This is a genomic window from Lysobacter sp. FW306-1B-D06B, from assembly GCF_038446665.1.
Lineage (GTDB): Bacteria > Pseudomonadota > Gammaproteobacteria > Xanthomonadales > Xanthomonadaceae > Lysobacter_J.
Map to the genome: position 1 here is coordinate 1,998,367 of NZ_CP151802.1, position 25,060 is coordinate 2,023,426.

Annotated in this window: 25 protein-coding genes; 15 read left to right on the plus strand and 10 right to left on the minus strand. The window is 68.9% G+C overall.

Going from position 1 to position 25,060, the window contains the following annotated elements:
- Nucleotides 1–93: 93 nt before the first annotated feature.
- From AAFF32_RS09285 to AAFF32_RS09295, 3 genes are all read left to right on the plus strand, one after another.
- Nucleotides 94–642: a DUF4440 domain-containing protein gene (locus AAFF32_RS09285; protein WP_342317121.1), complete on the plus strand. Its 549-nt coding sequence runs from the start codon at nt 94–96 to the stop codon at nt 640–642.
- A gap of 98 nt (nt 643–740) precedes the next feature.
- Nucleotides 741–1,106, plus strand: coding sequence for a hypothetical protein (locus AAFF32_RS09290; protein ID WP_216959403.1), 366 nt, complete (start codon nt 741–743; stop codon nt 1,104–1,106).
- 4 nt (nt 1,107–1,110) lie between these two features.
- Entirely contained in the window at nt 1,111–1,587 is a 477-nt protein-coding gene (locus AAFF32_RS09295; RefSeq protein ID WP_342317122.1) for a hypothetical protein, read from the plus strand.
- A 3-nt stretch (nt 1,588–1,590) separates the two neighbouring features.
- Here AAFF32_RS09295 and AAFF32_RS09300 read toward each other — a convergent pair whose 3' ends face one another.
- Entirely contained in the window at nt 1,591–2,175 is a 585-nt protein-coding gene (locus AAFF32_RS09300; protein ID WP_342317123.1) for a TetR/AcrR family transcriptional regulator, read from the minus strand.
- Between the two features lie 160 nt (nt 2,176–2,335).
- Between AAFF32_RS09300 and hutU the strand changes: the two genes are divergently transcribed.
- From hutU to AAFF32_RS09330, 6 genes are all read left to right on the plus strand, one after another.
- On the plus strand, nt 2,336–4,000 hold the full coding sequence (gene hutU / locus AAFF32_RS09305) for a urocanate hydratase (protein ID WP_216959395.1): 1,665 nt from the start codon (nt 2,336–2,338) through the stop codon (nt 3,998–4,000).
- A gap of 114 nt (nt 4,001–4,114) precedes the next feature.
- On the plus strand, nt 4,115–5,188 hold the full coding sequence (locus tag AAFF32_RS09310; protein WP_216959392.1) for a hypothetical protein: 1,074 nt from the start codon (nt 4,115–4,117) through the stop codon (nt 5,186–5,188).
- 66 nt (nt 5,189–5,254) lie between these two features.
- On the plus strand, nt 5,255–5,983 hold the full coding sequence (locus AAFF32_RS09315; RefSeq protein WP_216959389.1) for a hypothetical protein: 729 nt from the start codon (nt 5,255–5,257) through the stop codon (nt 5,981–5,983).
- A 148-nt stretch (nt 5,984–6,131) separates the two neighbouring features.
- Nucleotides 6,132–7,580 carry an MATE family efflux transporter gene (locus AAFF32_RS09320; RefSeq protein WP_216959386.1) on the plus strand — a complete coding sequence of 483 codons (1,449 nt, stop codon included), beginning with the start codon at nt 6,132–6,134 and terminating at the stop codon, nt 7,578–7,580.
- Nucleotides 7,581–7,587: 7 nt separating this feature from the next.
- Nucleotides 7,588–8,271, plus strand: coding sequence for a GNAT family N-acetyltransferase (locus AAFF32_RS09325; protein ID WP_216959383.1), 684 nt, complete (start codon nt 7,588–7,590; stop codon nt 8,269–8,271).
- Between the two features lie 34 nt (nt 8,272–8,305).
- On the plus strand, nt 8,306–8,881 hold the full coding sequence (locus AAFF32_RS09330; protein ID WP_342317124.1) for a hypothetical protein: 576 nt from the start codon (nt 8,306–8,308) through the stop codon (nt 8,879–8,881).
- A gap of 15 nt (nt 8,882–8,896) precedes the next feature.
- Here the strand turns inward: AAFF32_RS09330 and AAFF32_RS09335 are convergent, their stop codons facing one another.
- Together AAFF32_RS09335 and AAFF32_RS09340 are read right to left on the minus strand one after the other, a co-directional pair.
- Nucleotides 8,897–9,778 carry a cytochrome c gene (locus tag AAFF32_RS09335; protein WP_342317125.1) on the minus strand — a complete coding sequence of 294 codons (882 nt, stop codon included), beginning with the start codon at nt 9,776–9,778 and terminating at the stop codon, nt 8,897–8,899.
- Between the two features lie 224 nt (nt 9,779–10,002).
- Complete coding sequence (locus AAFF32_RS09340) at nt 10,003–10,836, minus strand: helix-turn-helix transcriptional regulator (protein WP_342317126.1); 834 nt, start codon at nt 10,834–10,836, stop codon at nt 10,003–10,005.
- Between the two features lie 141 nt (nt 10,837–10,977).
- Here AAFF32_RS09340 and AAFF32_RS09345 point away from each other — a divergent pair, with 141 nt between their 5' ends.
- From AAFF32_RS09345 to AAFF32_RS09365, 5 genes are all read left to right on the plus strand, one after another.
- Entirely contained in the window at nt 10,978–11,949 is a 972-nt protein-coding gene (locus AAFF32_RS09345; RefSeq protein ID WP_216959376.1) for an alpha/beta hydrolase, read from the plus strand.
- A gap of 163 nt (nt 11,950–12,112) precedes the next feature.
- Entirely contained in the window at nt 12,113–13,792 is a 1,680-nt protein-coding gene (locus tag AAFF32_RS09350) for a PQQ-dependent sugar dehydrogenase (RefSeq protein WP_216959374.1), read from the plus strand.
- 129 nt (nt 13,793–13,921) lie between these two features.
- Nucleotides 13,922–15,682 (plus strand): DUF885 domain-containing protein, encoded by a 1,761-nt coding sequence (locus tag AAFF32_RS09355; protein WP_342317127.1) that lies wholly within the window; start codon nt 13,922–13,924, stop codon nt 15,680–15,682.
- 203 nt (nt 15,683–15,885) lie between these two features.
- Nucleotides 15,886–17,037: a hypothetical protein gene (locus tag AAFF32_RS09360; protein WP_216959369.1), complete on the plus strand. Its 1,152-nt coding sequence runs from the start codon at nt 15,886–15,888 to the stop codon at nt 17,035–17,037.
- A gap of 330 nt (nt 17,038–17,367) precedes the next feature.
- Nucleotides 17,368–18,516 carry a hypothetical protein gene (locus AAFF32_RS09365; protein WP_342317128.1) on the plus strand — a complete coding sequence of 383 codons (1,149 nt, stop codon included), beginning with the start codon at nt 17,368–17,370 and terminating at the stop codon, nt 18,514–18,516.
- A 9-nt stretch (nt 18,517–18,525) separates the two neighbouring features.
- Here the strand turns inward: AAFF32_RS09365 and AAFF32_RS09370 are convergent, their stop codons facing one another.
- From AAFF32_RS09370 to AAFF32_RS09380, 3 genes are read right to left on the minus strand one after another with little or no spacing between them, the layout of a single operon-like run.
- Nucleotides 18,526–18,750 (minus strand): RNA-binding S4 domain-containing protein, encoded by a 225-nt coding sequence (locus tag AAFF32_RS09370; RefSeq protein WP_216959365.1) that lies wholly within the window; start codon nt 18,748–18,750, stop codon nt 18,526–18,528.
- 51 nt (nt 18,751–18,801) lie between these two features.
- Nucleotides 18,802–19,053 carry a GIY-YIG nuclease family protein gene (locus tag AAFF32_RS09375; RefSeq protein ID WP_216959362.1) on the minus strand — a complete coding sequence of 84 codons (252 nt, stop codon included), beginning with the start codon at nt 19,051–19,053 and terminating at the stop codon, nt 18,802–18,804.
- Nucleotides 19,050–19,643 (minus strand): hypothetical protein, encoded by a 594-nt coding sequence (locus AAFF32_RS09380; RefSeq protein WP_216959347.1) that lies wholly within the window; start codon nt 19,641–19,643, stop codon nt 19,050–19,052. Before AAFF32_RS09380 ends, AAFF32_RS09375 begins: the two co-directional genes overlap by 4 nt.
- A gap of 102 nt (nt 19,644–19,745) precedes the next feature.
- Between AAFF32_RS09380 and dbpA the strand changes: the two genes are divergently transcribed.
- Nucleotides 19,746–21,149 (plus strand): ATP-dependent RNA helicase DbpA, encoded by a 1,404-nt coding sequence (gene dbpA / locus AAFF32_RS09385; RefSeq protein ID WP_342317129.1) that lies wholly within the window; start codon nt 19,746–19,748, stop codon nt 21,147–21,149.
- 67 nt (nt 21,150–21,216) lie between these two features.
- On the opposite strand, the gene AAFF32_RS09390 is transcribed toward dbpA, so the two are convergent.
- The 4 genes from AAFF32_RS09390 to AAFF32_RS09405 all read right to left on the minus strand — a co-directional run bounded on the left by AAFF32_RS09390 (nt 21,217) and on the right by AAFF32_RS09405 (nt 24,740).
- Nucleotides 21,217–21,612: a DoxX family protein gene (locus AAFF32_RS09390; protein WP_216959341.1), complete on the minus strand. Its 396-nt coding sequence runs from the start codon at nt 21,610–21,612 to the stop codon at nt 21,217–21,219.
- Between the two features lie 61 nt (nt 21,613–21,673).
- Nucleotides 21,674–22,444 (minus strand): general secretion pathway protein GspB, encoded by a 771-nt coding sequence (locus tag AAFF32_RS09395; protein WP_342317131.1) that lies wholly within the window; start codon nt 22,442–22,444, stop codon nt 21,674–21,676.
- A 4-nt stretch (nt 22,445–22,448) separates the two neighbouring features.
- Nucleotides 22,449–23,738 (minus strand): ExeA family protein, encoded by a 1,290-nt coding sequence (locus tag AAFF32_RS09400; protein ID WP_216959335.1) that lies wholly within the window; start codon nt 23,736–23,738, stop codon nt 22,449–22,451.
- Nucleotides 23,739–23,801: 63 nt separating this feature from the next.
- The gene (locus tag AAFF32_RS09405) at nt 23,802–24,740 is read right to left on the minus strand and encodes a DMT family transporter (RefSeq protein ID WP_216959332.1); all 939 of its coding nucleotides are present in this window, start codon (nt 24,738–24,740) and stop codon (nt 23,802–23,804) included.
- Between the last annotated feature and the right edge of the window lie 320 nt (nt 24,741–25,060).

A 25,060-nucleotide genomic window follows, 5' to 3' on the forward strand; every position in this document is an offset into this window, starting at 1 on the left:
TGCGGCATGACTTTAGTCGCTGGCGATTGCGCACGGCCGTGCCAATAGTGGCCGCAACCCGACGGGACGTCCCCGCCGGCACGGGAGCCCGTCATGAAGACCGTCACGACCGTTGTCGCCGCCGCCCTGTTGTCGAGCCTGTCCGCCGCGTCCGTGGCACAGACGCCGCCGAAACCCGAGCCGACGCGCATGACCCGCGCCGAATGCGAGGTGTGGACGCGCGAACTCAGCTTCGCCCAGTCCGTCGCGGACCACGACGGCGCCGCCTTCGCATCGCATCTGGAACCCGACGCCGCCTTCGGCGCGAGTCAGGCGCAGCCGACGCGCGGCCGCGATGCCATCGCCAAGCGCTGGACCGGGATCGTGGAAGGCAAGCGATTCAAGCTGTCGTGGTATCCCACCCGCACCACGATTGGCGGCGTCGGCGACATCGCCTGGTCCAGCGGGCCGTCGCTGTTCGAGGACCTGGACCCGAAGACCACGCAGCGCTACCGCATCGGCGCGTTCCATTCGGTCTGGCACCGGGGCGCGGACGGTGTCTGGCGCGTGCTGTTCGACGACGGCGTGGATCCGCGCCCGGCCACGCAGGCCGAAGCGCTGGCCTTCCGCGAAGGCCGCCAGGCCACGTGTCCACAAGCCTGACGACTCCCTAAATCACGCCGCCGCCCTCACTTTCGGCAAAGACGGGGCGTTGTATGGTGGACCTGCGGCGCTGACGCCGCCTTCCTCCTGGTGATGCCATGGACCGCATGTCCCACCACCGCGCTGCTCTCCTTGCCGCCGGGCTGTTCGTGCTCGGGCTGGGCAGTGCTTCCGCGCAGGCCGTGTCGGCCGATGCGCAGGCGCAGGCCAATGCTCCGCAGGCTGCCGTGGACGCACAGGCCGCCTCCGATGCGCAGGTCTCCCCCGACGGTCGCAACGACACGAAGCGGCCCACCGCCGGCTGCCTGAAGGAAACCGGCAGCAACATCCGAACGCGCGATCCGAAGACCGGCAAGCCGGTGTGCATCGGCCCGGGCCGTTCCTATACGCGCGAGCAGATCGACCGTACCGGCCAGACCGATCTCGCCGACGCCCTGCGCCGCCTGGATCCATCGATCCACTGATCGCATGAAGACGATGCGTCGTCTGCCGATCGTCATCGCGCTGGCCTTCGGGCTGGCGCCGGTCGCGTTCGCGCAGCAGGCCAACACGCTGCAGCCGCCGCGCGTGGCGCCGATCTCGCCCGCCACGCCGCCGTCCTTGCCGGTGGGCGTGGACACTTCGCGCGACAACGCATCGCTCAACCGGCTGAACCGGCAGCTCGATGTTTCCAGCCGGCGCGTGCAGGCCGACACCTTGCGCAATCAGGTCGACCGCCAGGATCGGCTGATGGATGCCGATCGCGCGCGCACCGACGCGCGCCGTGCCGCGGTGTCACCGGAAGAATCCGCACGACTGCGCCAGGAATTCGAAGCGCGCGTGGCAAACCACGAGGCCTGGCGTGCCGGCAAGGAGCAGCAGGTGCAGCGGCTGGAAGTGGAGGGCATTCCGCCACCGCCGCCGCCCAACGAAGTGAAGGCGCCGGCGATCCAGCCGGGGCGCTAACCGCTACGCCAGCAATCCCCGCAGCAGCCGCTGCAGCGACGCTTCGTAATAGCGCCGGAATGCGGCATCGTCGAAGTTGAAACGTCCCGCGCGATACAGCGCGATCAGGCCGTGCGTGTGCGCCCACAACGTCATCGCCACGTCCCATACATCGTCCCCGCGCAGAACGCCGGCATGCATCGCGTCCTGCACTGCGTCGGCGACGACGTTGAGCGTCGGCGAGCGCCGCGCGTGGAAGTCGTCCGGAAACCGCCGCGCATCGTCGCGCGCCGTGGAGAACGCATGGTCGAACAGGTGCGGATGCGCCAGCGCGTAATCCAGATAGATGCGCTGCACCGCCAGCAGGCGCTCGAGCACGTCACCGCCGCGGCCGCGCGCGTCCCAGTGACGCGTGATCGCATCGAAGCTGTCGTCGCCGATGCGCTTGAGCAGCGCCTCGCGATTGGGGAAATGCCGGTAGATCGCCATCGGCGTCAGCCCCACCGCGGCGGCCACGCGGCGCATGCTTACGCCGGCCGCGCCTTCGCGTTCGAACAGCGTGCGCGCGGCGCGCAGGATGCGGTCGGCAGTGGCGGGGCGGCGGCTCATGTATACAGCGTATACAAAATGGCGCCGTACGGCGGAAAATCGCACGCAATCGCCGGCCAGTGTTGATACGGGCGCTGCCGCGCGGCGGGCACGGCGCGATAATTCTCGGCATGCACCCCCGCGCGTCGCGAACGCGACGCCCCTGCCGACGGAGCGTTCCATGTCGACCCGCAAAGACCCTTCCCGCGTCATCCGCGCACCGCGCGGTAGCGACAAGACCTGCAAGTCGTGGCTGACCGAAGCCGCGTACCGCATGATCCAGAACAACCTCGACGCCGAGGTCGCGGAGAATCCGACCGAACTGGTCGTCTACGGCGGCATCGGCCGCGCCGCGCGCGATTGGGAAAGCTTCGATGCGATCCTGAAGTCGCTGCGCGAACTGGAAGACAACGAAACGCTGCTGGTGCAGTCCGGCAAGCCCGTCGGCATCTTCCCCACGCATCCGGACGCACCGCGCGTGCTGCTCGCCAACTCGAACCTGGTGCCGCATTGGGCGACGTGGGAGCACTTCAACGCGCTCGATAAGAAGGGCCTGATGATGTACGGCCAGATGACGGCCGGATCGTGGATCTACATCGGTTCGCAGGGCATCGTGCAGGGCACCTACGAGACGTTCGTCGAGATGGGCCGCCAGCATTACGGCGGCGACCTCAAGGGCAAGTGGATCCTCACCGCCGGCCTGGGCGGCATGGGCGGCGCGCAGCCGCTGGCGGCTTCGCTGGCGGGCGCGTGCTCGCTCAACATCGAATGCCAGCAGAGCCGCATCGACATGCGCCTGCGCACGCGCTATGTCGACGAACAGGCGACCGATCTCGACGACGCGCTCGCGCGCATCGAGAAGTACACCGAAGCGGGCGAGGCGAAGTCGATCGCGCTGCTGGGCAACGCGGCGGAGATCCTGCCCGAGCTCGTGCGCCGCGGCGTGCGTCCGGATGCCGTCACCGACCAGACCTCCGCGCACGATCCGGTGCACGGTTACCTGCCGATCGGCTGGAGCGTGGAGCAGTGGCAGCGCATGCAGACCGAGGACCCGGGTCGCGTGCGCGACGCGGCGATGAAGTCGATGCGCGTGCACGTGGAAGCGATGCTCGCCTTCGAGGACATGGGCATCCCCGTGTTCGACTACGGCAACAACATCCGCCAGATGGCGAAGGACGAAGGCTGCGAGAACGCGTTCGACTTCCCGGGCTTCGTGCCGGCGTACGTGCGGCCGCTGTTCTGCCGCGGCGTCGGCCCGTTCCGCTGGGTCGCGCTGAGTGGCGATCCGGAGGACATCTACAAGACCGACGCGAAGGTGAAGGAACTCATCCCCGACGACGAGCACCTGCACCGCTGGCTCGACATGGCGCGCGAACGCATCAGTTTCCAGGGCCTGCCCGCACGCATCTGCTGGGTCGGCCTGGGCCTGCGCCACAAGCTCGGCCTCGCGTTCAACGAGATGGTGCGCAACGGTGAATTGAAGGCGCCGGTCGTCATCGGCCGCGATCACCTCGACAGCGGCAGCGTCGCCTCGCCCAACCGCGAGACCGAATCGATGAAGGACGGCAGCGACGCCGTGTCCGACTGGCCGCTGCTCAACGCGATGCTCAACGTCGCCGGTGGCGCGACGTGGGTCTCGCTGCACCACGGCGGCGGCGTGGGCATGGGTTACTCGCAGCACTCCGGCGTGGTCATCGTCTGCGATGGCTCGGAAGAAGCGGACAAGCGCCTGGCGCGCGTGCTGTGGAACGACCCGGGCACCGGCGTCATGCGCCACGCGGACGCCGGCTACGAGATCGCCCAGCAGTGCGCGAAGGAGCAGGGGCTCAAGCTGCCGATGGCGTGAAGTTTCACGCCCGCTGGCACGCCGCGAACGGCCCGGGCAACCGGGCCGTTTCGTTTCGGCGGTAACGAAATCCCGGGCGTAAGATCGGCGGGCCTTGTCGCACGGAGTCGCCCGATGCATCGCAGGCAGTTCCTCGGCGCGCTGGCGTCGTCGTTGGCCATGGCCTTGCCGGGCTGCGTCCGCAGCGGTCGTGATGTGCGGCCGGACGGCGGCACGGTGATGACCGTACTCGGTCCGGTCGATGCCGACGCACTCGGCATGACGCTGGTGCACGAACACCTCTACGCCGATCTGCGCCCGCATGCCGAGCAAGTGGCGCAACCGCTGACGCCCGACATCGACGAGGTCGTCGAGGTGGTCCTGCCTTACCTGCGCGAGATCCGGCGCCAAGGCTGCCGGACGCTCGTGGACTGCACCGCGACGACGCTCGGTCGCGATCCGGCGCTGATCCGCCGTCTTTCGCAGGAAAGCGGCCTGCACATGCTCACGGTGACCGGCGCCTACGTCGCCGCCGGCGGTCGCTTCATTCCACCTTACGTGCACAGTGACACGGACGAAGCGCTGGCCGCGCGCTGGATCGGCGAGTGGCGCGACGGCATCGGCGGCACCGATGTGCGGCCGGGCCTCATCAAGCTGGGCATCGAAGGCGATCCGCTGACCGGGATCGAACGCAAGGTCCTGCGCGCCGCGGCCCGGACGCAGTTGCAAACGGGACTGGTGATCGCCGCGCACACCGGGCCGTGGAGCGAGGTGGCGCCCGGGCGCAACGCGCGATGCGCTTTCGCGCAGCTCGATCTGCTGGAAGCCTCGGGCGTCGCCCCTTCCGCGTGGATCTGGGTCCATGCGCAGAATGAAGCCGAAGGCGCGCATCACGTCGAGGCCGCGCGACGCGGCGCGTGGGTGTCGTTCGATGGCTTTCGTCCCGGGCAGGAGGCCGACTATGCGGCGCTGATCGGGCGCATGCGCGAGGCCGGGCTGCTGGCGCGCGTGCTCGTCTCGCAGGACGCGGGCTGGTACAACGCCGGCCAGCCCCGTGGCGGTGAGTTCAAGCCGTTCGATCCGCTGTTCACGGCATTGATCCCGGCGCTGCGGCAGAGCGGCCTGGGCGAGGATGCGATCCGCACGCTGTTCGTCGACAACCCGGCGCGCGCCTTCGCGGTGCGCATGCAGGGCAAGCCCGCGTCCTGACGACAAGATTGTCCGCTTCCAGCGCGGTCCGTCGTTCTCCCAGCGACGGTGAATGGAGCGGCCACGATGGCGGTGATCTCGAATGCAGGCGCGACGCGCCGCCCCGGCCTGTGGGGCACGGGCAGCACGATCTGGATCTGGGCCCTGTTGGCCTTGGCGGTGGCGGGCTTCTGGCCCAGCTACGTGCGCCGCATTGGCGAGGCCGACGCGGTCACGCACCTGCACGCCGCGCTGATGATGTCGTGGTTCGCGATGCTGTTCGTGCAGCCGTGGCTGGTGCGCACGCGACGTCTCGCCCTGCACCGGCAGGTCGGCAAGTTCTCGTATGCGCTGGTGCCGGCGATCGTGCTGACCTGCCTGTGGCTCTCCCGCATCCGCATGGCCGCCGCGACGCCACAGAGCTTCGGCTTCCAGACGTTCATCCTGTACCTCGCCATCGGCGCCGCGACGATCCTCCTGCTGTCCTGGGCGCTGGCGATCTACCACCGCCGCGATACCGCGCTGCACGCGCGCTACATGGTCGGCACGACGCTGACGCTGCTAGATCCGGCGCTGGCACGATTGCTGGCCACCACGATGCCGGGCCTCGGGCCGGCGATCCCGCTGATCAGCTTCGGCCTGCTGTTCCTCATCCTCGGCGTGCTGATCTGGCGCGACCGTGGCCGCCATGGCCAGAGCGCGTTCATCGTGCTGACCGTGTTGTTCGCGATCCACTTCGCACTGATGCAGGTGCTGCCGCGCACGACGGCGTGGCAGGACTTCGCGCGCGGGTGGGGTGGGTTGGCGGTGGGCTGACTCGTCGTTCGATCACTCGGAGCCCGCACAACAGCGGGCCGCGCCGGGTGGTCGTGGCGCGCTGTCGAATTCGGTACGCTTCGTTCGTCATACGGGAAAGGCGCGGGATGCGCCTTTGCATTCCCTTCCAGACGAACAGGACGACCGAATGAGCCACGAACCCGAATCGACCCTCGACCCTGGCGCGAATGGCGCGGGATCACCCGCTGTGCGCGCCTCGCTATGGTCCGAGTTGCGCGAGGCCATCCGCGGCACCAACGCCGACTACACGAAGATCCCGCTGCGCCGCGCGGTGTTCCTGCTCGCGGTGCCGATGGTGCTGGAGCTGGTGCTGGAATCGACCTTCGCGGTGGTCGACATCTTCTTCGTCGCCAAGCTCGGGCCGTCGGCGGTGGCGACGGTGGGGCTGACGGAAACCTACCTGTTCCTGCTGTACTCCATCGCGATGGGGCTGGCGATGTCGGTCACCGCGATCGTGGCCCGGCGCATCGGCGAGAACAAGCGCGAGGAAGCGGCGATCACCGCGGTGCAGGCGATCCTCATTGCGCTATTGGTGTCGCTGCCGTTCGCGATCATCGGCATCGTCTGGGCGAAGGACCTGCTGCGGCTGATGGGCGCCGACGCGTGGAGCATCGAGCACGGTTACCGCTACACGCAGTGGATGCTCGGCGGCAACGCGGTGATCATGCTGCTGTTCGTGATCAATGCGATCTTCCGCGGCGCCGGGGACGCGGCCATCGCGATGCGCGTGCTGTGGCTGGCGAACGGCCTGAACATCGTGCTGTGCCCGCTGCTGATCTTCGGCCTGGGCCCGATTCCTGCGCTGGGCATCGAGGGCGCGGCGATCGCCACCAATATCGGTCGCGGCGCAGGCGTGGCATTGCAGCTGTACGTGCTGTTCCATGGCGGAAAGCACATCCGCGTGACGATGTCGCAGATCGCCGTGCACGCTGCGGTGCTGTGGAACATCGTGCGCACCTCGCTGGGCGGCATCGGCCAGATGCTGGTGTCGATGACGTCCTGGATCTTCCTGATGCGCATCCTGTCGAGCATCGGCAGCGACGCGGTCGCCGGTGCGACCATCGCCATCCGCATCATGATGTTCACGCTGATGCCGGCCTGGGGCATGTCCAACGCGGCCGCGACGCTCGTGGGGCAGAACCTCGGCGCCGATCACCCCGAGCGCGCCGAAGCGGCGGTGTGGCACATCGGCTGGTACAACATGGCCTTCACCTTCGCCATGTCGGTCGCGTTCTTCCTGTTCCATCACGAGCTGATCGCGATCTTCACCTCCGACCCGGAAGTGATCGAGGTGGGCGGCGAATGGCTGAGGATCCTGTCGTATTCGTACTTCGTGTACGGCTGGTGGATGGTGTCGGTGCAGGCGTTCAACGGCGCCGGCGATACGGTCACGCCGACCAAGATCAACGTCGTGTTCTTCTGGCTGATCCAGATTCCGCTGGCTTATCTGCTCGCCATCCATCTGGGCTGGCAGTATTCGGGCGTGTTCTGGGCGGTGTTCGTCTCCGAGACCGCGGTGGGTCTGTTCACGCTGTGGCTGTTCTCGCGCGGCAAATGGAAAACGGTGAAGGTGTAGGGCGACGATGACGGGACACATTCTGGACAATCCGATCTGGGAAGCGCTGCGCAGCCGGCATCGCGGCATCGCGCTCGCGCAGGGTGAGGTGATGCGGTATCCGGCGCACATCGCGCCGTTCCTGGGCGTGCCTCGCGAGGGCGTCGAAGCGCGCGAAGCGCTGGAGGCGCTGCTCGCGCCCGGCGAGACGGCGCTGCTGCTCGACCGCCTTCCGCGCGTGCCGGAAGGCTTCGAAGCGAAAAAGCTGGCGATGCTGGCGCAGATGGTCTGCACGCGTCCGATGGACGAAGTCGACGGGCCGCAGATCATCGAGCTGGGCGAGGCGCACCGCGAGGACGTGCTCGCGCTGACCGCGCTGGTCTACCCCCATTACTTCCGCCCGTACACGATGCAGTTGGGGCGCTATTTCGGCATCTACCAGGACGGGCAACTGGCCGCGATCATCGGCGAGCGCATGGGCATGGACGACTGGCAGGAAATCAGCGCAGTGTGCACGCACCCGGAGTTCCTGGGGCGCAGTTACGCGCGCCGGTTGCTGGCGATGCTCAGCAACGACAACCTCGCGCGCGGCCGCACGCCGTTCCTGCACGTGGCCAACGAGAACGCCCGCGCGAAGGAGCTCTACGCGCGCGGCGGCTACGAACAGCGCTGCGACATAGCGTTCTGGTCGCTGCGTCGCGGCGAGGCCTGAGGCTGTCACCTCGTTGAAATGAAACCGTAGCAAAGTGGCGCCGTCGATCCCCGAGGCGCCCCCGATGAAGCCGTCGTTCCTGTCCGTTGCCGTGTCGTTCGTTGTGGCGCTCGCGCTGTCGCCCGCCGCATGGGCGCAATCGCATTACGTGAACATCGAGGAGCGGCTCACGCCGGAGCAGCTGCGTTCGGTGGGGCTTACGCCGGAGCAACTGGGCCGGCTCAACGGGATGCTGCGCGAGGCGCAGGAGCGATCGACGCCGGTTGTGGCGGCCGCTGCACCGACGACGGCGGCAGAGCCAGCCAATGCGCCGATTGCCAGCGCACCGGCGGCGCGTCATGACGACGAGGCCGGTCGCGATCGCTCCGCACTGATCGGCTTCAACGACGAACCCATCAAGAGCCGCCTGAAGGGTTCGGTCAGTGGCTGGGAGCCCGGCACGGTATTCGAGCTGGAGAACGGGCAGCAGTGGAAGGTGCTCAAGGGCGCGCTGAAATTGCCGAAGACGCTCGACGCGCCGGAGATCCTCGTCGTCCCCGGCGTCGCGGGTCGCTGGTTCCTGCAGGTCGTGGATGGGATGCCGAAGGCGCGCGTCTATCGCATCGACTGACGCGCGCGGTCGGCGTCATTGCTTGCGGCCGGGTGAGGGCGGCAGCGAATCCAGATAAGCCCATACCGCGCGCAGCTCGACGTCCTGCATCTGGCTGTACGACTTCCACGGCATCATGCGATGCAGGTGGCGGCCGTCGGGGCGCTGGCCGGTTCGCATCAGTCGAAGGAAGTCGGCTTCGTTCCACGTCGCCAGTCCGTTCGCATGCGGCGTGAGGTTGGCCGAGGGCGGCGTGCCGGGTTCGAGCACGAAACCGCCCGCGAAATCCGAACCGTGGCAGCCGGTGCACACCTGCGCGACGTATTTTCCATAGGCGACGCTGGCCGTTGCTGGCGGCGCCGTGCGCTCGCGCGGCGTGTGGTCGACGCGCTCGGCCGGCACCAGCGGCAGCTTGCCGAACATGTACAGCACGCGGCCAAACGGATGCACTTGCGTGCGCCCCGGATCGGTGTCCACCACCGGAAGCGTTCGCATGAAGGCGACGATGGCGGCGACGTCCTGATCGTCCAGGTCCGTGTAATCGCCGGTGGGCATGATCATCAGCGGCGTGCCGTCGGGGCGGACGCCGTGGCGGATCGCGGCGGCGAGGCGATCGTCAGTCCAGGCCGGATCGCGCACGCTGCGCGTAAGGTTGCTCGGCACGATGCGCACCACGCCTGGCGCGTCCACCAGCAGCTTGCCCGCGCCGTCGGCGCCGTGGCAGTCGGCGCAACCGCGCGTGGCGAACAGATGGCGGCCGCGTTCCGGCGAGGCGCTGGCGACCGTGTCGGCCAAGGGCGGATCCTGCACGTGCCAGGTGCGCGAAAACGCCCGTTCGCTCAGGGCCCAGGCGGTCGCGAACACGCCCGCCACGATCGCCGCCAGCACGATCACGCTCCAGCCCAGCCACTTCGCCACACGCCGCATTGCCTTGCTCTCAGGTGATGTGAACACCGATACGGGAAGCGGTGGGGGAACAGGCCAGCAAACGTTTCCCTTCTCCCCTTGCGGGAGAAGGTGGCGCGCAGCGCCGGAAGAGGGGACGCGCGAAGCGCGGTTACGCGCTTGCTCGCGTACCCCTCATCCGCCCTTCGGGCACCTTCTCCCGCAAGGGGAGAAGGAAAAGCCACCAGCGCACGTGTTCAGCCCGCGTCCTTCGCAAGACGCCGACAGAGCGCGGCCGTGGCCTCGTCCACCGGGAAGCAGCATTCGATGCGCAGCTCTTCCAGCGTCACGTCGCGTGGCGTGCCGAAGGTGGTGATGGTGGAGAAGAAACGCAGGCGGTGTTCGTCGCGACGCAGCACGGTGGTGAGCAGCGGCGTGGGTGCGGCTTCGACATCGCGCAGTCGCCAGCGCGCCGGAACGCCGGGGAAGGCGAGGACTTCGTCCAGCAATTCGCGCGCCGCCGTATCCGACGGTGCGGCGGCGATCTCGCCGTGCAGATGACGGATCAGGTCGCCGGCCACTTCCTCCCAGTTGTCGACGGCGGCGCGCAGATCGTCGGGATCGAAGATCTGCCGGATCATGTTCGTATGCGCGCTGGTGCGGCCGTGCATCACGAAGGCGTTGACGCGCATCGCGGCGGCGTTGGCCATGAGCACGTCCCAGTGCCGGTTCAGCACGAACGCCGGATACGGTTCCTGCTGGGCGAGGATGAACTCGATCGCGCGCCGCACCTGCGCCAGTTCCGGTGTCGCCAGCGCGGTTTCGGGATAGCGCGGCGCGTAGCCGGCGGCGACCAGCAGCGCGTTGCGCTCGCGCAGCGGCATGTCGAGTGCGTCGGCGAGGCGGGCGATCATGTCGCGGCTGGGCTGCGACTTGCCGGTTTCCACGCAACTGAGATGGCGCGCCGAGACGCCGGCGTCGAGCGCGAGGTCGAGCTGGCTCAGCCGACGCGCCGCGCGCCATTCGCGCAGGAGCGAGCCCAGTCGCGATGCGTCGGAAGTGGCGGCGGTGGACGGGGCGGCGCGGTTCACGCGGCGAGCATACGGGGCGCGCCGCAGCGATTCCATGACCTGCCAGGTCATGGCCGCATGACCTGCGGCCTCGTTGAGACCATGACCGCGCGGGCGAATGATGCGCTCCAGGCCGGGGCGGTCCCGGCATGGAGTTCTCCCATGCAACGCAGGCAATTCCTGGGTCTGGGCGTCGGCGCGCTGGCCGCCGGTCTGGTCGATCGCAGCGCCTTCGCGCATGTCGCGTCGTCGCCCGTCGTGCACACGTCCGACGCGGACGACGCCGCAGCGTTCCTCGCGGCGCGCCGCTTCGTGAGCACGTCGGCCGGTCGCATCGCCTACGTCGAACGCGGAAGCGGCGAGGCCGCGCTGTTCCTGCACGGATTTCCGCTCAACGGCTTCCAGTGGCGCGGCGCGCTTTCGCGGTTGTCGCCGCATCGTCGCTGCATCGCGCCGGATTTCCTCGGATTGGGCTACACCGAAGTTGCGCCCGGCCAGAGCCTGGCGCCAGACGCGCAGGTGCGCATGCTTGCCGAACTGCTCGATCGCCTGTCGGTCGATCGCGTCGATCTGGTCGCCAACGACAGCGGCGGGCAGGCGGCGCAGTTGTTCCTGGCGACGTATCCCGATCGCGTGCGCACGCTGCTGCTGACCAACTGCGATTCGCAGATCGAATGCCCGCCGCCGGCGCTGCAACCGGTGATCGCATTGGCGAAGCAGGGCCAGTTCGCGCAGCAGTGGCTGGCGCCGTGGCTGGCCGACAAGGCGCTGGCGCGCTCGCCGGAAGGGCTGGGCGGGCAGACGTTCACGCATGCGACCCACCCGAGCGACCAGGCGATCGACGTGTACCTGACGCCGCTGGTGCGCGAGGCCGCACGCACCAACGCCTTCGCCGTCGCGCTGGAGCGCAACTGGCTCGACGGCATCGGCCCGGCACTGAAGGCCAGCCGCGCGCCGACGCGCATCGTCTGGGGCACAGGCGATCCGATCTTCTCCGAAGCCGGCGCCGACCACCTGGATCGCGCCTTCGGCGTCTCGCGCGGGGTGCGTCGCGTCGACGGCGCGAAGCTGTTCTTCCCCGAGGAGTTCCCCGACCTCATCGCCGAGGAAGCACGGCGGTTGTGGGGCGTGTGAGCGAAGCGTGCCCCGCGCGCCCACCGACGAACGGGGGCGCGGGGCCGATCACCGTGGAGTGAACTGCGTCGGCCTTCACATACCGACGCGGCGGCCTCTGACACGCTGGCGGCCGCCCGCAGGCCCGCCGCTCCGGCGACCGCCCGGGCCCGGGAGCACACCCATGGTGCAGGCACGGCACGCAGTGCAGGCGATGAGCTGGGTCCTGGCCGCGATGCTCGCGGCCTGCGGCGGTGGAGGCGGGGGCGGAAACGAACAGATCCCCGGTGCGCCGACCGACCGACCGCCGACGTTCACCTCGCCCACGTCGGCCACCGTGCCCGAAGGCACCGCCGGCGTGTTCTACACCGCGGTCGCGACCGACCCGGAAGGCCGACCCGTCACGTATTCGCTCAATGGCGGCGCCGACCAGGCGCGCTTCATCATCAGTGCGGCCGGCGCGCTGCAGTTCCTCTCGCCGCCGGATTTCGAAGCCCCCACCGACGCCAACAACGACAACCTGTACCAGGTCACGCTGGCCGCCAGCGACGGCACGCAGAGCGCCACGATGGCGCTCACGGTGACCGTCACCGACGTCACCGGCGCGCAGCTGCGCGTGCGTCGCGTGGCGACGGGCATGGACTTCCCCACCTTCCTCGCGCCCGTCCCGGACGCGACGGGGCGCGTGTTCGTGGTCGAGCGCGCCGGCCGCATCCGCATCCTCAATCCGTCCACGGGCGTCATCGCGGCGACGCCTTTCCTGGACATCACCGGCCAGGTGTCCACCGACGGCGAACGCGGCCTGCTGGGCTTCGCGACCGCGCCGGATTTCGCCACCAGCGGCCGCTTCTTCATCTACCTGACGACGACCGACGGCACGATCGAGTTGCGCCGTTACCTCACGCTGACCAACAACCGCGATCAGGCCGATGCCGCTTCCGGCGACGCGATCCTGCGCATCGCGCACCCGCGCAACAACCACAACGGTGGATGGATCGGCTTCGGCCCCGACGGCATGCTGTACCTCGGCGTTGGCGACGGCGGCGGCAGCGGCGATCCGGACAGCAACGGCCAGAACCGCGGGACGCTGCTGGGCAAGATCCTTCGCATCGATCCGTCCAGCGATGCGTTTCCCAGCGACGCCAATCGCGATTACGCGATCCCCGCCGGCAATCCCTTCAGCGCGCCCAACGCGCCGGAAGTGTGGGCTTACGGTCTGCGCAATCCGTTCCGCAACAGCTTCGATCCCCTCACCGGCAATCTGCTCATCGGCGATGTCGGCCAGGGCACGGTGGAGGAGATCGACCTGATGCGCCCGGGCGATGCCGGCGCCAATTTCGGTTGGCCGATCCTGGAAGGCACGCGTCCGTTCCGCGGCGGTTCGACCACCGGCCTCACCCCGCCGATCGCCGAGTACCTGCACGGCACGGGCCCGCGCGAGGGCGATTCGGTCACCGGCGGCTACATCTACCGCGGACCGCTGGAGTCGCTGCGCGGGCAGTACATCTTCGCGGACTTCGTGCGGCCCAACATCTGGTCGATCCTGAGCAGCCAGTTCCTGATCGGCTCGACCATCCCGTCGGCGCAGTTCGTGCTGCGCAACGCCGACTTCACGCCGAATGCGGGCGTGATCGACAACGTCGTCAGCTTCGGCGTGGATACGTCGAACAATCTCTACATCGTCGATTTCGATGGCGACATCTTCGTCATCGAACCCGTGCCGGGCACGGGCGGCGGGCTGGCGGCCGCGGCACTGGCAGCGCCGCAGGCCCTGCCCGCACCGGCATCGGCGCCGACGATGTCGCGCGAAGAGGCAGCGCGGCTTGCGCGCGACATCCTGCGCGAGCGGTTGCTGCGTCGCTGATCCGGCCTGATCCCAACCCCTCTTCGCCGGTGGGGAGAGGGGCGCGGCAACCGCCCCCGGACCGACGACACATCCGCACCCCGTCGCCAGCCACTACCATCGCCTGACCTACCTGGCAGGAGCCAAGTCATGCGATTCGCAGGCGGTTGGAGCAGTGTGGTGTGCATGGGGTTGGCCTTGGCGCCGATGGCGGCCTGCGCGGCGGACGACGCCCCCGGGCAGGTGATGGCCATCGCCGACGACATGGTCGCGCTGGCGCTGGAGTACGACCCCACGCCGGCGTACTACGAGATCCTGCCGCTCAAGCGTCACGACTACCTGCCGCGCAACTCCGCCGCCGACAACGCGCGCCTGGATGCACGCGAGGACGAACTCTGGTCGCGCCTGCAGGCCGTGGATCGCGCGAAGCTGGACAACGATCGCGGCGCGCAGCTGGCCTACGCGCAGTTGCGCGACATGCTCGAAACCAACCGCGCGCTGCGCGTGTGCCATGCCGAGCAGTGGAACGTGAACCACATGTTCGGCTGGCAGACCGGTTTCACCGATCTGGCCGACCGCCAGCCCGTCGCCACCGCCGACGAACGCGCGCAGGCGCTGGCCCGCTGGCGCACGCTGCCGGCCTACGTGGACAACGAGATCGCCAACCTGCGTGCGGGCATGAAGGCCGGCTACACCGCGCCCAAGGCCGTCGTCGCGCGCGTGGTGAAGCAGCTCGATGGCATGCTCGCGCTGGAGCCGCGCAAGTCGCCGTATTTCGCGCCCGGCGAGAAGGCGAAGGACGCGGCGTTCGCCACGCAGTTCGAACAGGTGGTCGCGCAGCAGGTGCAGCCCGCGCTGCGCCGTTACCGCGATTTCCTCGTGAAGGAATACCAGCCCAGGGCGCGCGAGACGATCGCATTGTCCGCGCTGCCCGACGGCGCGCAGTGCTACCAGGCGATGCTGCGTTCGTACACCACGCTGGATCGCACGCCCAAGGCCGTCTACGACCTGGGCGAGCGCACCGTCGCCGACAACCTGGCGCGCGTGCAGGCGCTGGGCAAGACGATGTTCGGCACGACCGACCTGCCGACGATCGTCAAGCGCGTGGACGAAGCCAAGGGCAACCGCTTCGCATCCGCCGACGAACAACTGCAGTTCTCGCGATCGCTGCTGGACGCCGCCCGTGAGAAGAGCGCGCCGTACTTCGCCACGATGCCGGTGCAGCCGGCGGTGGTGGAGCCGCTCAAGCCCGAGCAGCGTGGCACCGGCGTGAGTTCGCACTACGAACCCGATCCGGACGACACGCGCCCCGGCATCTACCGCATCAACCTGGACCACCCCGATGCCGACCGCCGTGGTGCGGCGGAGATCACGCTGGTGCACGAAACCTGGCCGGGCCATCACCTGCAGCTGGCGCTGGCGCGGCAAGTGGGCGAACGTCATCCGCTGTCGGCGCTGGCGTTCAATTCGGCCTACGCCGAAGGCTGGGCGCGTTATTCCGAAGCGCTGAGCGAAGAGGCCGGGATCTACACCACGCCCTACGCGCAGATCAGCCGACGCCTGTGGCCGGCGCGCGGCATGGTGGTCGACCCGGGCATCCACATGTTCGGCTGGACGCGCGAGCGCGCGGTCGCGTTCATGGCCGAGAGCGGGCGCTTCTCACCTGAGACCGCTGCCGACCTGGTCGATCGCATCGCCGCGATGCCCGGGCAACTCACCGCCTACGACTCCGGCGGCCTGGAGATCTTCGCGTTGCGCCGCGAGGCCGAAGCCGCGCTGGGCCCGCGCTTCGACCTGAAGCAGTTCCACCAGCAAGTGCTGGGCGAGGGCGTGGTGCCGCTGCGCTTCCTGCGCGAGCGGGTCGAGGCGTGGATCTCCGAAGAGAAGGCGCGCGACGCGGCGGCGAGATGAGCCTGGGCGTGCGGGCGCGCGGCGATGCGTTCGCCGACGCGCCATGCCGCTGCGTGTGAAAGCGCGAGGCGTTTGCTCGGCCGCGAGTCAGCCCGATCGTCGTATGCTGTGCGCACCGCTGCATCGACGACGAACGCCACGCGCGCATTCATGTTCCTGCCGGCGGATCCCCGCATACCCGACCTCGGAGACCTCCGCTCCCAATGCCCAGGCTTACCGGACCGTTGTTGATCTGCCTGTTGCTGGCCGCATGCCAGCAGCCGGAACCGGTGACGCATGGCATGGTGATCGAGGAAGTCGCCAGTCCGCAGGAAGGCGGCGCGATCAGCACGGCGCCTGTGAAGGTCGCGCCCGTCAAGCCGGAGGGGCCGCGCCAGGCACGCACGTCGATCCGCGAGGCCGTGCGCCCGGAGCCTGAACCGAAGAAGCTCTGGGACGCGCCGCTGGAACTCAGCGCGGGCGAGGCCTCGATCAGTTGCGACCTGGACTACGCGCAGCGCGGCGACGGCGACGTGCTGCAGGCGTTCGACCATGAGGCGCTGAAGGCCGCGCTGTCGCCCTGCGCCGATGCCGGGGTGGCGCGACTGCGTTACAAGGGCAAGATCACCGCCGAGTTCGGCACGCTGATCGAGCGCGTCACGCAGGTCGCGGACGAACTGGACATCGGCAAGCGCGTGCTCGACGTCGATTCCGCGGGCGGACAGGTCGAGGACGCGATCGTCGTGGGCGATTTCATCGCCGAATCGCGCTGGACGATCTGGGTGCGCGAGGGTGCGATCTGCCACAGCGCTTGCGTGTTCATCCTCAGCGCGGGCGACACGCGCATGATCGCCGGCCGCGTCGGCATCCACCGCATCATCCGCATGAGCTCCACCGCGACCACGCGCGCGCAGCTCAACGCCGAGCTGCGCGTGGTGTACGACCGGGTGCGCGATTACCTGGAGCGCAACGGCGCCGCGACCGCGGTGGCGGACCTGATGATGGCCGTGCCCAACCGCGGGCTGCGCCTGCTCACGCCGGAGGAGTTGCAGCTCTATGGCCTGGACGGCGTGAACCCGGCGCAGGACGATCTGGACCGGCTGCGCCTGATGCGCAAGTGCGGCGAGGATTTCGTCAACCGGCGCGATTCCTTCGTGCGTGCCTTCGACAAGCGCTGCAAGACGCCGGACACCGATCTGGATGCCCTCAACGCCTGCGGTCTGTCGTTGCGCACCGATTTCGGTTTCCCGGATCGCGCGTGCCCGGCGGAGAGTCCGCTGTCGGAATTCGACCGCGATACGGCGACGGTCACGCCGCCGCAAGGTCCGCAGAGCGTGTCCAAGGCGGCAGCGGCGAAGCAGGGCGGGGATAGCTGAGGTCCCGGCCTTCGGCGCGTGGGCACTCGCTCTCCGCAAATTACTTCATCGTCATTCCCGCGAAGGCGGGGCTGTTGGGCCGCCGCACGCGGCACTATCCAGGGACTTTCCAGGCTTTCCCTGGAGTTTTTGAATTCCAGCTTTCGCTGGAATGACGTGAGATGGCTGAGGGCATGACAGCCTGGGTCCCGGCCTTCGCCGGGATGACGGGTTTCGTGGCGCGACCGTTTCGTCGGATTGGTCCCGGGTGCCGTCGCGACGACCAAGCCACACCGCCCTCCCACATTCCCCATGCTAGTGTCCGCCGCAATCCCCTCCCGGAGCAGGCGGATGTTCGAAGAGCGCTATTCGTTGATGCGCGGCGGAATGATGTATCGGCTCACGCGCTTCGGCCGCCGCGGGGGAGAGGGATGGATGGCGCCGCCGGTGACGATCGTGCTGATGACGATCGTGCTCCTGCCCACCGTCGTGCTTGCCGCGATGGACCGGACCCTGCTGGGCGGCGTGCAGGTGCCGTTGCTGCGCGACTACACCGTCTGGGCGCGCTTCGTGCTGGCCATGCCCTTGCTCATCCTCGCCGTGCCGGTCGCCGATGAGCGCCTGTGGCGCGCGATGCATCACCTGCAGGGGCTGGTGACGCCGGAAGACCAGCCGCGCTTCGAAGCGGTGCTCGCGCGCGTGCGGCGGTGGCGAGATTCGGTGATCCCCGAATTGCTGCTGTTCGTGCTGGCGGTCGCCGGCGCGGTGACCGTGGCCGCGCTGGACGTGTTCGACCACGTCAGCAGCTGGCGTCACGGCAATGGTCACGCGCTCAGTCCCGCCGGCCTATGGCTGCACTGGGTCGGCATGCCGCTGTTCCGCTTCCTGTGCCTGCTGTGGATGTGGCGCTTCCTGCTGTGGCTGAGCCTGTTGTGGCGGCTCTCGCGCCTGCACCTGACGCTCTATGTCGCGCATCCCGACGGCCACGGCGGGCTGGGCATCCTGGGGTTCGCGCAGGCGGCCTTCCTGGTGATGCCGCTGGTCGGCTCGCTGCTGCTGTGCGGCAGCCTGGCGGTGGAGATCGCTTACCTGGGCGTGACCTTGATGAGCCTGCGCTACGTGCTGCTGGGTTACGTGGTGATCGCGCTGACGGTGATGATCGCGCCGCTGCTGTTGTTCGTGCCGAAGCTGGCGGCGCTCAAGCGCGCGGGACTGATGGACTACGGCGTCATCGGCACCGATTGCGCCGAACAGTTCGACACCACCTGGGCCGGCCGCGCGCGCGGCGAGGCGCGGCCGATCCTGCATGCGGGCGATCCGTCGGCACTGGCCGACTTCACCGCGGTCTATTCGACGGTGGACACGCTGGTGGTCGTGCCGATCCAGCGTTACGTGCTGATCGCCTTCGTGGCGGCCTCCGCGGCGCCGCTGCTGCCGCTGGTGCTGCTGGTGATGCCGGTGGACGAAGTGCTCGACAAGCTGTTTTCGTCGATGGTCTGACGGGGCGCTTCAGGCGAATGCGTCGACGACGCGGATCTCCACGTCGTCCACGACCACGACCTGTCCCGCGCGAATCTTGCAGGTCTTGCGCAGTTCGACTTCGCCGTCCACGCGCACCACGCCGCTGGCGACGATGGCCTTGCCGGCGCCGCCGCTGTCGCACAGGCCGACCAGCTTGAGCAGCTGGTTGAGTTCGACGTGGTCGCGGTCGAGTTCGAAATCGATGTGCTGCATGGACGGGGCCGGCGGGCGAGGGCGCTCAGGATACGCCTTCAACATACGCCTTCAACCCGTCGCACACAGCGCCCGCTTCTGCGCCGGGCGCAGCTGCTTGATCGCGTGCTCGGCGCGGCTGGCCGACGCGCGGTCCGGATGCGGAAACTGCCCCAGCAACCGCACCGGCGGACGCGAACGCGTGTAGCGCGCGCCCTTGCCGGCGAGGTGCTGCGCGTAGCGGCGCGCGACATCGGTGGTGATGCCGGTGTACAGGCTGCCGTCGCGGCATTCCAGCAGGTAGACGTACCAGGTCGCGCTCATTCCAGGTAATCGTACAGGCGGTAGATCCACGACAGCTCGTACACGATGGCGAACGCCACGAACGCGCGATGGAACCGTTCCGAACCCACCTTCATCGCCACCAGGCACAGCGCGACGTAGACCGCGTTGCGGATGGGGTACTCGATGCCGAAGTGGTGGTAGTACGGCTTGCCCTTGATCAGCGTGTCGATGAAGTCGATCACGTACAGGCAGGCCATGATCCCGAAGAACCAGCTGCGCCGTGACTGGAAGTAATCGCGCCAGCCGCTGTAGTCGGCCAGGTCGTCAGGGAACAGCAGCGTGCACAGCAGGAACAGCACGACGACGTACAGGATCAGGAACGCGTAGGAGGTGAACGTCCACGGGTGCACGCGCACCAGGCCGAACTCCCACCACCAGAAGTGCACCAGCAGGATGAACATCGACAGCGCCCAGCCCAGGTGCACGCCGTAGATGCGCTCGCGTCCGGGGTGCTGGACGAACTTCGCCAGGCCCTTGAGGAGCGTCGTCAGCGCCAGGCCCAGGACGATGCCCAGGACGATGCGGATGTGGACGAAGATCGGTTCGGTCGCGACGGCGGCGGGTTCCATGGCGCGCGAGGGCCGTGAAGGTTGGGCGCAGGGCCGGTGGCCGCAGGATAGGCCATCGTCCGCGGCATGGCGCGTTCACGCCCCCAGCTGCGATCATGGCGCATGACCGCATCCCCCGATTCGACGCAGGCCCCCACGTTCGAGCGCCTGGAGCTCGCCCCCGCGCTGCTGCAGGGCGTGCAGACGCTGGGCTACACCCACATGACGCCGGTGCAGGCCGCGAGCCTGCCGGCGATCCTCGACGGCAGCGACCTCATCGCGCAGGCCCCCACCGGCAGCGGCAAGACCGCCGCCTTCGGCCTGGGCCTGCTGCACCGGCTTGATGCCACCCGGACCGAGACGCAGGCGCTGGTGCTGTGCCCGACGCGCGAGCTGGCCGACCAGGTCGGCAAGCAGCTGCGCAAGCTCGCCTTCGCCGTTCCCAATCTGAAGCTGTCGATCCTGTGCGGCGGCACGCCGCTGCAGCCGCAGTTGGATTCGCTGGCGCAGCACGCGCCGCAGGTGGTGGTCGGCACGCCGGGCCGCATCCAGGAATTGCTGCGCAAGCGCGCGCTGGATCTGAAGAAGCTGCGCACGCTCGTGTTCGACGAGGCCGACCGCATGCTCGACATGGGCTTTGAGGAACCGATCCGCGAAATCGTCCGCGCCACGCCGGCCTCGCGTCAGGGGTTGCTGTTCTCGGCCACGTTCCCCGAGGGCGTGCGCGAGATCAGCCGCGCGATGCTGCGCGATCCGGTGGAAGTGACGGTGGAGGGCGGCGAGCGCCACGGCTCGATCGAACAGCGCTTCTACGAGGTCGATCCGGCCCGCAAGACGCAACTGCTGGCCGCGCTGCTGCTGCAGGAGAAGCCGCAATCGTGCGTGGTGTTCTGCAACATGCGGCGCGACGTGGACGAGGTTGCCGGATCGCTCGCGTATTACGGCTTCACCGCGCTCGCGCTGCACGGCGACATGGAGCAGCGCGACCGCGACGAGGTGCTGGTGCGCTTCGCCAACCACAGCTGCAACGTGCTGGTGGCCAGCGACGTGGCGGCGCGCGGGCTCGACGTGAAGGAGCTGGCGATGGTGGTGAACTTCGACGTCCCCCATGACGCCGACACCTACGTGCACCGCATCGGCCGCACCGGTCGCGCCGGCAGCGACGGCGTCGCGCTGACGCTGTGCGGCCCGCGCGAGCAGGGACGCGTGGCGTCGATCGAGGAACGCGAAGGCGCGCCGTTGAACTGGTTCAAGGGCACGCCGCTGTCGGGCAAGCCGTCGAGCGTGCCGCCTGCGGCGATGACGACGCTGCGCATCGATGCCGGCCGCACGGACAAGCTGCGCCCGGGCGACATCCTCGGCGCGCTTACCGGGGATGCGGGATTGAAGGCGGATGCGGTGGGGAAGATCGACGTGTTCCCGACGCGTTCGTACGTCGCGGTCGTGCGCGGGCAGGCGGCGCAGGCGCTGGCGCGGTTGCGCGAGGGCAAGATCAAGGGACGCAAGTTCCGGGTGAACCGGCTGTAGGAAACAGCTTGCCCGGGACCGTTTCCGATCCCGGGCAATGTCCAGAGGCGTGGAGCAAACCGCGCAACTAGCGCTGGTTGAACGCCCACCGGCCCGGCCCGAGCAGCGCCACCGCTGCGGCGCCGAAGAGGTACATCAGCTGCAGCTCGATCGCCCAGCCGCCCTGGTCGTTGAGGCGGCCGATGTCGCCCAGGTGCACCAGGTACAGCGCGAACAGCATGTTGATCACGATGATGATGCCGCCGATTCGCGAGAAGAATCCGGCGATGACCAGCAAGGGCGCGATGACCTCGCCGATGATCACGCCATAGGCGAAGAAGGCAGGAAAGCCCTGCGTTTCGACCAGCTTGAAGATGCCGTCCAGGCCGCCTTCGAGCTTGCTGATGCCGTGCAGGAAAACCAGTACGCCGAGCGTGATGCGGAGAATCAGCTTGCCGATGTCTTGCTGGGTGGTGCTGTTCATGGCGCTACCCCGTTTGGTCGGACCAGCGGATGGTCACGCGCCGCCGCCTCCGGCGCAACCGTCAGCGCAGGGGCAGGGACAGGCGGCGGCCGTGCCAGTTGAGGACCACGCCGTCGGCGGCGATCTCTTCCACCACCGCTTCGCCCACCCGGTCGCCCTGGGCCACGCGCGTGCCGTCGATGATCGCGAAGCGCTGCGCCGGGGTGGCGCCCCACATGTGCATGCTGATCTTCAGCGCCGGGAGCTGCTCGCGTTCGCCGGGCGAGAGATCGGCGAGGCGGACCGTGCCGCCGGCATCCGGCAAGGAAGGCAGGGTCGGGGCAGGGAGCGCCTCGGGTGCCGGCGTCGTCGCTGCAAGGGCGACGGGCGCAGCAGGTAGCGGTGCGGCCGATGGGGCGGCCGGAAGCTCACGCGCAGCGGGCGCGATGGCGGCGGGCGCCTGCGTCCGGGGCGTCGTTTCCACCGATGCCATCGGGGCGGCCGGGCGCACGTCGTGTGGCGCCGGTGTCGGCTGCGCGACGGGGCGCAGTGCGAAGGACGGCGCAGGTGCAGACCTCGCCATCGGTGCGGGCGGCTTGCTCATCGCCGTCCGCGGATCGTGTCGATCTGACGTCTGCACAGCGGACACGGATGCCGCACGGCTTGCCCACTGGCTCCACGCCAGCGCGGTCGCCGCCATCAGCACGGCCAGGCCTGCGAACCACCACGGCCATGCGCGTCGGCGCGGTGCGGTGGCATGGACGAGCGGCGGCAATTCGGCATGCAGGTCCGGCATCTGGCCGCGGCGGCGCTCGGCTTCGGACTTGCGCAGGGCGTCGAGGATCAGCGACATCGCCTCATTTCGCTCCGTCGGAAGGCGCGGCCAGCGAGCCGAGCAGTTGCGGTGTCCCGCCGCGCGAGGCCAGCGCCATCAAGGTGGCCGGGCCGACGACACCGTCGGCGGTCAGGCCGTGGTCGAGCTGGAAGCGGCGCACCGCATCCTGCATCGCCGCATCGAAGACCGCCGGGGCGTTCGATGCGGGCAGGTAACCGGGCTGCAGGCGACGCGCGATCCATTCGACGACGGCGCCGGTCGCGCCTGGGCGCAACGGCGCCTCGCGCAGCGCGGCGGCGAACGCTTCCGCGTCCAGGCCCGGCGCATGCACGACGGGCGCCGGTGCGGTGGCCACGGGGCGTGCAGGCGCCGGAATGGGCGCTTCGGCGCGCGCCGGAGCGCGCATCCACCACCACGTGGCGAACCCGATCGTCGCCACCGCCAGCGCGGCCACCGGCACGGCGATGAACCAGCGACGACGGTGCGCATCGGATGCCTTCGCCGGCAACACCTCCGCGGCCGCGCGATCGACCCAGCGCGCATCCAGCATCGCCACGTCGTGTGCGTAGCCGGCAAGCAGGCTGCGTTCGGCGATCACATTGACCAGGCGCGGCACGCCGCCGGCATGCAGGTGGATGCGCTTCACCGCCGAAGCGTCGAACGGGAAGCGCGTGCCACCGGCGATGCGGTAGCGATGACGCAGGTATTCGCCGGTCTCGGCGGCGTCCAATGGCGTGAGATGGAAGCGCGCGGTGATGCGCTGTGCGAGCTGGCGCAGGTCCTCGCGCGCGAGCATGCGGCGCAGTTCCGGCTGCGCCAGCAGCACGATCTGCAGCAGCTTCTGCGTCGGCGTCTCCAGATTGGTGAGCAGACGCACCTGCTCCAGTGCATCGACCGACAGGTTCTGCGCCTCGTCGATCACCAGCACCACGCGCAGGCCTTGCGCGTAGGCATCGAGCAGGTAGGCGTTGAGCGCGTCGATGAGCGCCTTGGCGCTGCCGTGACGGCCGTCGAGGTCGATGTGCAATTCCTCGCAGATCGTCTCCAGCAGTTCCACCGGCGTCTGGCGCGGGTTGAGCACCAGCGCGACGCGTGTGTTCTCCGGGACCTGTTCCAGCAGCAGGCGGCACAGCGTCGTCTTGCCCGTGCCGACCTCGCCGGTGAGCTGCACGAAACCGCCGCCACCGCCCTGGGTGATGCCGAACAACAGGTGCGCGAGCGCATCGCGGTGGCGCTCGCTGAGGAACACGAAACGCGGATCCGGCGTGATCGAGAACGGCGGCTCGCTCAGGCCGTAGTGCTCGAGATACATGCGCTGCCAAGTCGGGGTGAGGCGTCTAGCCTGCCACGAAATCGGCCGGACAGGCGCGGCGGATCACTCCGCTGCGCCTTTTGCTTCCGCCGTGCCCAGCACTTCCTGCTGCAGCGGGCGCGGCCGGCCCAGCAGCGGATGGATGAACACGGCGGCGAGGATGATGGCCACGCCGACGTAGAACAGCGTCGTCAGCTCGCGCTGCTCGCCCAGCAACAGCACGGCCAGGACGATGGCGTAGACCGGCTCCAGGTTCACCGCCAGCTGCTGCGCGAACGCGCTCATGTGGCGCAGCGCCACCAGCGACAGACTGAACGGGAGCAGCGTGCAGGCCAGCGCGAGCGCGACCAGCAGCGCGCCGTCGTGTGCACTCGGCGCCACCAGCAGCGGGCCCGCGAAGGCGGGGAAGATCACCGGCATCAGCGGGGCCAGCAGCGTCAGCACGAGCACGCCCGCGCCCAGCTCCAGCGCGGTGACGGTGAGCGGATCGCCGTGCTCGACCATGCGCTTGTTGAGCGAACCGAAGATCGCCACGAGGAAAGCCGACAGCGCGCCCACCGCGATGCCCACGCGCATGCCGGCCGGCACGCCGCCGACCACCAGCACCACGCCGGGCAGGACCATCAGGCCCAGCGCGAGCTCGCGCTTGGAGAAGCGCGTGCGCGTCAGCCACGGCTCGATCATCGCCACGAACACCGTGCCCAGCGCCATGCAGGTGGCGCCCACCGAAGCGTTGGAGAGCTTGATCGCGCCGTAGAAGGTGAGCCAGTGCAGCGCCACGAGTGCGCCGATGCCGGCGTAGGCGAGCATCGTCCGCGCCGACATCGCGCGCAGTCCGCGCCACACGCGCGGCACCAGCGCCAGCGCCGCTACCACCAGCAGCATGCGCCACCACACCAGCGGCAGCGCGGGCAGGGTGATGAGCTTGCCCAGGATCGCGGTGAAGCCCCACAGCAGCACGCAGAAATGGATTTGCAGTTGCGCTTTGCTGGACGGGGTCATGCGATGGAAGCGGGGCGGGAAAGGGGAGTCATTGTCGCCGGAACGTGCGGTCGCGCGGGGATGCGTTGGGTCACCCATCGGCTCACCGTCGTCCCGGCGACCTGCAAGCGGGAGAGGGGCTATAGGAACACCGTCGTTCCAAGACACCGTCGTCTCCAAAAAAAACCGTCATCCCCAAGACACCGTCATCCCGGCGAAGGCCGGGATCCAGGCCGTCACGCCTTCTCGAAGCCGCCATGCAAAGCGGCTGTGGCGAGTCTTCACCGCCCGGCCTTCGCCGACCCTCACCCCAACCCCTCTCCCGGTGGGAGAGGGGCTTT